The following is a 5,576-nucleotide window of genomic DNA, read 5'->3' on the forward strand; positions in this document are numbered from 1 at the left end:
TAGGGCTCGCAGGGAATTAACTTGTTGGTCTTGGGACTTGACATCGCAGGTCAGCGCGACGCGCGCCCGCATGTTGTTCTTCTGCGAGCCCTTAGGTCCAGTTGCACTGGTGGAAGGCGACGGGGATGGGGTTCATGGCGTAGTCCCAGGACACGTCGGGGCGCCAGGATTCGAGGTCCCAGCTGTCGCCGGTGACGTGGTTGCCGTCGGGCCACTGGTAGGCGTAGCGGGAGTGGCAGGCGAGCTGCTTGTACATGGATGAGCCCTGGCTGCCAGTACTTGGTGCCGCCCTCGAACTGCTGGCGCCTGCCCTGCCCGTCGGGGTTGGCCAGCTCGTCGCTGACGGGGTAGCCGAGCTTGCCGGCTTCCCAGCCGATCGCCACCACTTGTCGCGGATGGCGCCCCAGACGGGGTGGGCGCCGGTGGTGGCGGTCCAGTAGATCGAGCCGCCGTCGAAGGTGTTGTACCGGCCGCGGGCGTCCGGGGTGATCAGCTCGTCGGACGTGGGGCAGCCCAAGGATGCCGCCTTCGCCTCCCAGCTCGTTGTGCTTGGCGCGGATGTCGCCGACGACCTGGTGGCCGCAGACGGGCGGGTCGTCGTCGGCGGAGGCCGGGAGTGCCTGCACGGTGAGTGTGGCGAGCACGGTGGCGCAGGCGACGGCCGCGCTTTTGAAGAGGAGGCATCTTCGGTTATTGCCGGTCAACTCTGTCCGCCCCGTTGCCTGTTGAGTGCTGACGCCACATGATGCCCCGTACACTGGCTTGCCATACACGCGAGCGGCCCCCGTCTCTTCTCTCCGGTCGGGAGAGGAGGCGGGGGCCGCGTGGTGTGCCGTCAGACGGTCGGGTCAGCTGTCGGTGGTGTGGCGTCGGCGCCACCAGACGAGAGCTGCCCCGGCCGCGAGGAGCGCAGCGGCGATCCCGGCGACGGTGAGCACCTGAGTACCGGTGTTGGCGAGGCCGCCGCCGTCATCGTCCTTCGGCGGCTTCGGCGCGCCGGTGGGGCTCAGGGTCGCCGTGGGCTGCGGTGCCGGGGTGGACGTGCCGGTCGGCTGCGGGCTGGGCTTGCCCCCGCCGCCGGCGCGGGTCGGAGTCGGGGTGGGCGTGCCTCCTCCGCCGCTGGTGTCAATGCTGCCGCCCCCGCCGAGGTAGGTGGTGTCGGAGTCGCGGGCGGAGGTCTGTGACCGTACGGAGTCCTTGGTGGTGCGGGGAAGCGTGCGGTGCTGGGTGGTGAACTCGACGCGGGTCACGTTCCGCTTGGGCGCCTTGGAGAAGTCGACGCCGCCCACACCCTGGTTGTAGGCCTGGCCACCGTATTCGAGCTTGAACCACTCGATGCCCTCGCGCAGGGACTTCATATACCGGTCATAGACGGACTGCTTGGTCCACGTCGCGTTGGGAGCGCGCAGCGGCCAGCGCTTGACGTTGTTGGAGTTGATGATGGGGTGGAAGTCGGTCGGCTTCTTCGCGTCCTGCTGACGGATCCACTCGGCCGCGACCCGGGAAGCGTAAGTGCGGCGCAGGTCCTTGTAGGCGTCGCCGGTGTTGACGGCCTTGTCCACGCCCGGCATGACGTACTGGCGCAGCAGACGCTCCGACTGGCGCTTCTGGGCATCGGTGAAGGTGCAGGTACGGGCACCCGGCGCGTGCCAAGCCATGTCCATCCACTCGGTGGACACCTTCAACGGGGCGTCCAGGATGTAGATCCCGCCGTCCTGCTCACGCACCTTCGCCGGCTCGGGCTCGATCCACAGCCGCACCTCGGGGAAGCAGGGGATACCGTCCTTGTCCTTGACCTCTCCGTCCCAGAAGTTCTTCGCCGCCGGGTTCTTGTTGGGGTTCATCTGGTGGGCGAAGTCAGCCTTCATGGCCAGGTCGGCTTCCAGCAGGATGCGGCCCGCATCGGTGGAGGCGAACGTGGAGTCCATGATCTTGTCGGGCTGGTCGGGGTTCAGGTTGACCCAGAACTTGTCCGGCGTCAGCGCCAGCCACGTGAACATGGAATCGCTCGCGAGCTGAAGATTGGCCTTCCCACCCCAGCCCGGATTGGTGTCCTCGTCGGGCGTGAAGGCGGCCTTGAAGGAGTAGTCGAGAGCCTTCCCCTTGACCGGGTTCCCGACGTACTGAAGCTGGAGGGTGGAGAAGTCGACGCCACCCGGACCGCGGCCGAGCGCGCTACGGGTGTTGATCTTGTTGAAGTCCTTCTGGATGCGCTGGCCCTCGGCTGGGGTGCGCCCGGACTCCCAAGCGATGTCGTTGATCGGTCCCTGGGTGCCGCTGTTGGGGCGCGGGTTGAAGACCGGGTAGGTCTTGGTCCACTTCGTCTGCGGCCACAGGGCGCGCGCGGTGGCGCGCTTTTCCACGATACGCACCTGGTTGCGGAAGGTGCTCCGCTCGCTCTTCAGCGCATTGTTGAGGCTCTTGTACCGCTTGACAGTGGTATCGGAGGCCTTCTCGCCGGCGAACATCGACATCCGCGACTTGGTGAAGTCGTACTTGTCGTCCTGGTGACGAAGGATGATCTGGTCGGCCTTGTACTGGTTCGGCTTGTACTTGCCGTTCGACTTGAACTCGCCGAGTTCGCCGTTGCGCTGGTTGTAGGCGTCGTAGCGGCGGGAAGCGATGAGCTTGTCGTCCTTGTCACGGATCTCGATCGTGACTTCGCACAACCAGTCCGGGCCGATCAGGTTGAAGTCCTGGACCGTCTTCCTCTCGAAGACACCCCCCTTGGAACTGTTCGCCTGTCCGTTGATCAAGTAGCGGGGAACCCAGTCCCGGAAGGGCTTGGGGCTTCCCGACGTCTTCTTGTGACGGTTGTAACGCGCATAGATCGCGTTCTTCATGTCATCGATGTTGTGGGACTTGGCGTACTTGGCGTCCCAGGTATCGATCTCCGCCCGGCTGGACCCGGCCGCGTCCAGGTCGGCCTGGGTGGGGGTGGGGACGTTCTCGAAGCCCTTGAACTCGTTGTTGTAGTAGTACTCGCCATCCGGCCCGGGTGCGACCCAGTGCGCGTCCGGCATCGGCGCTCCGGACAGCGGCGGCGTGGTCGGGTAGGTCTTCTTCAGGTGCATCTCGTCGCACCGCTTGCCCGTCGTGATCTTCGCGTAGTCACCGGGCGCGGCATGTGCGGTGGCGGGCAGCCCGACCAGCATCATGCCGGTGGCCGCCAGGAGAGTGAGCGCGGTCTTCAGGCGCCTCGGAAGGCGGGCGCGTATCGGTGTTCTCACGTACGTGTCCCTGGTCGTGGGGGCCACGGGACGAGTGTTGGTTGGGCGGTGGGAGGTGGGGCCCCCGTGTCATGTCTCCGTCCGCCGGCGCTCCCCACCCTAGAGGCACCCAAGGGCTCATGTGCAACAGGTTGTTGACGTGGCGGCGTGTCAACTCGGCGACAAGCGGTGCGGTGTTGTCGTACGAGTCGGCTACGGTGCGGGCATGACTGCGCCTTCCGAGAGCCCCTACGACCCGACCCGCAACCCTGACCTGTTGGCATGGCTGACCGAACGGCAGACCGGCTTCAAAGGGTGGGTTGACGAGGCCGACGGGGGCGGCCTGTTCGATTTCTCTCCCGCCTCGCTGGATGGTCTGGAGGATCTCATCCGGGAGGGTTTCGAGACCCCAGAGGATGTCACCGAACAGCGCCGAACCCCGTTTCTCCAGGGCGCCGTGTGGTACCTCGGTGAGGTGTTCTGCCGCCACAGGGGCATGGTGTGGAAGTACGAGCCTGACTTCGACACCGGCCGGCTGGCGCCGTTCTTCGCCGCCGAGGAACCCGTCGGGGTGTTGGACACGCCGTGTGTGGGCCTTCCCGGAGCGCGCCCGGGTGAGAACTGGTTCCCGCTGAACATGATCCGACGCCTGCTGATCGATGAGGACGAGGTCGGGAATCCGATCGATGAGCGGCTGCAGGGCATGCTGGAGGGCTGGTACGACGACGAGGACGACGAGGAGTAGAGCAGACTGGCCGTGTCGCTCACCGGACGCGGCGCCGGTGGACTTCCCCGAGCTTCCGGAACGCAGCGGGGGCGCCGCCGCCAGATGTGGGCGCCCCGGCCCCGCGACGGCAGTGAACACAGGGGACGCCGAAGCCGAGGGACCCGCCTCCAGCGCCGTCAGCGGCATCGTCGGCGAATGACTACCCGCCGCCACTCCAACTGAGCGAGGCGAGCCAAGGAGCTGGCATGGTCCGATGGCCGGGGGCAGGCGCGACTCCAGCAGGGTCGTCGCGTCTGCCGAGGAGGTGACCCGGCTCCCGTCTCGGCGCCGGCCCCCGCGGTGGGCAAGGCCCTGTGCACCGACCTCATCGTCTGGGCCGCAGAAGGGCATCAGGTCAGTCTTGTCGGGCCCGTCCCGCCGGCCGACGGCAGGACCGCGTACACCGAGTCGATCACGGGCGGCGCGTTCGCCTACGAAAGGGCCGGCGGGAGTGCGCACGTGGTCCCCGTCAGGGCAACCGAGTACAAGGTCTCCTTCAGCCGTCTCGGTGTCTGAAGTCTTTCCGAGCGGCGCCCGACTGACGGCGTGACACCGCGGGCACGTCCGTACTTCCGCACGGGCCGTGGACGTCCTGGCGGCCACGTCGATCAGGTGGACCGCAGAAGGGAGGCGTCCGGGGCCGGTCCGGAACAGGGATGCGCCCCCTCGGCAGGAGGTCCCTGAGGGGGCGCATCGTCGTGCTGGTGTGGCTGTTACCGCCTGATGAACATCAGGACGATGGTGACCACGCTCGGTGCGAGGGGGAGGATGCCATCAGCCGCACCTGGACCTGTGAGCCGTAGGAGACCGTTCGTACCGGGCGGGTCTTGGCGCTCTCGGTTCGGTGGGCTCCGCGTTCCCGTGCAAGTTCGAGCCGGGCGCGGTGGTAGAGCCAGAACTGGATCTCTTGGGGCCGTACCTTGCAGGCCAGCAGTGCGGCGCGGAGAACCTCGGCTGTCGGCAGGTCCTGGCTGTGAGCAGCTTCGGCAGCGACGTGGTGGAGATCGAGACGCCGCCCAGAGGGGTGCGGCGGGCAATGTCGCGCAGAGTGACTTCATTCCTCGTGCGGGTCTCGTTCAGTAGCTCGATCAGGTCACCGGTGACCGTGCAGAGGGACAGCGCATTGGCGATCGGGTTGCCGTGGAGCTGCGGGGTGACCTGCTCCACGGCTTCCGTGACCAGCTGCTGCACGCGCATGGCCACCGTGTCGTCCAGGGTGTCCGGCTCCGTGCTCTCACCGGTGTCGGTGTCCCGGTGGTGTCCGGGCAGCCGCTTGGCGACGGCCGGCGGAAGGGAGGGGCGGCCTCTGCTCGGAGAAGGGCTCTCGCCGGAGAGCGATGAGGCCTCGGAGGATGAGGGGGCGGGGTCTGCGCCCCCTGCTCTCCGTCCTTCTTGCTCCGGCGCTTCTCCTCGGCGGCCCGGGCACGGAGGACGAGCCAGGGTTCGGGGCTCACCTCCAGGGCCTCCGCGCAGGCCTTGATGATCCCGGTCGTGGGGATGCACTGCCCGGACGTCGCCTGGGACAACGCGCTGATGGAGTAGCGCGGCTGCCGGTGAGTGCCGTCCCGGCGCTCACATGCTTCCGGCCCCCTCGACGTTGA

The 5,576-nt window shown here is 67.4% G+C and carries 4 protein-coding genes and 2 pseudogenes; 2 read left to right on the plus strand and 4 right to left on the minus strand.

What is annotated here, in order from left to right:
- Nucleotides 1-91 precede the first annotated feature (91 nt).
- The 4 genes and pseudogenes from ABZ471_RS47480 to ABZ471_RS47495 form a co-directional block, all read right to left on the minus strand.
- Complete coding sequence (locus ABZ471_RS47480; RefSeq protein WP_359075375.1) at nt 92-256, minus strand: DUF2599 domain-containing protein; 165 nt, start codon at nt 254-256, stop codon at nt 92-94.
- 52 nt (nt 257-308) lie between these two features.
- Nucleotides 309-386 (minus strand): annotated as a pseudogene (locus tag ABZ471_RS47485) (hypothetical protein); the annotation flags it as partial.
- Between the two features lie 50 nt (nt 387-436).
- A pseudogene (locus tag ABZ471_RS47490) lies at nt 437-517 on the minus strand (hypothetical protein); the annotation flags it as partial.
- A gap of 331 nt (nt 518-848) precedes the next feature.
- Nucleotides 849-3,230 carry an LPXTG cell wall anchor domain-containing protein gene (locus ABZ471_RS47495; RefSeq protein WP_359075372.1) on the minus strand — a complete coding sequence of 794 codons (2,382 nt, stop codon included), beginning with the start codon at nt 3,228-3,230 and terminating at the stop codon, nt 849-851.
- Between the two features lie 256 nt (nt 3,231-3,486).
- On the opposite strand from ABZ471_RS47495, the gene ABZ471_RS47500 reads away from it, so the two are divergent.
- Both ABZ471_RS47500 and ABZ471_RS47505 read left to right on the plus strand, forming a co-directional pair.
- The gene (locus ABZ471_RS47500) at nt 3,487-3,954 is read left to right on the plus strand and encodes a hypothetical protein (protein ID WP_359075373.1); all 468 of its coding nucleotides are present in this window, start codon (nt 3,487-3,489) and stop codon (nt 3,952-3,954) included.
- 321 nt (nt 3,955-4,275) lie between these two features.
- Entirely contained in the window at nt 4,276-4,491 is a 216-nt protein-coding gene (locus ABZ471_RS47505) for a hypothetical protein (RefSeq protein WP_359075374.1), read from the plus strand.
- Nucleotides 4,492-5,576: the final 1,085 nt, after the last annotated feature.

This window comes from Streptomyces sp. NPDC005728 (genome assembly GCF_040630895.1).
Taxonomy (GTDB): domain Bacteria; phylum Actinomycetota; class Actinomycetes; order Streptomycetales; family Streptomycetaceae; genus Streptomyces.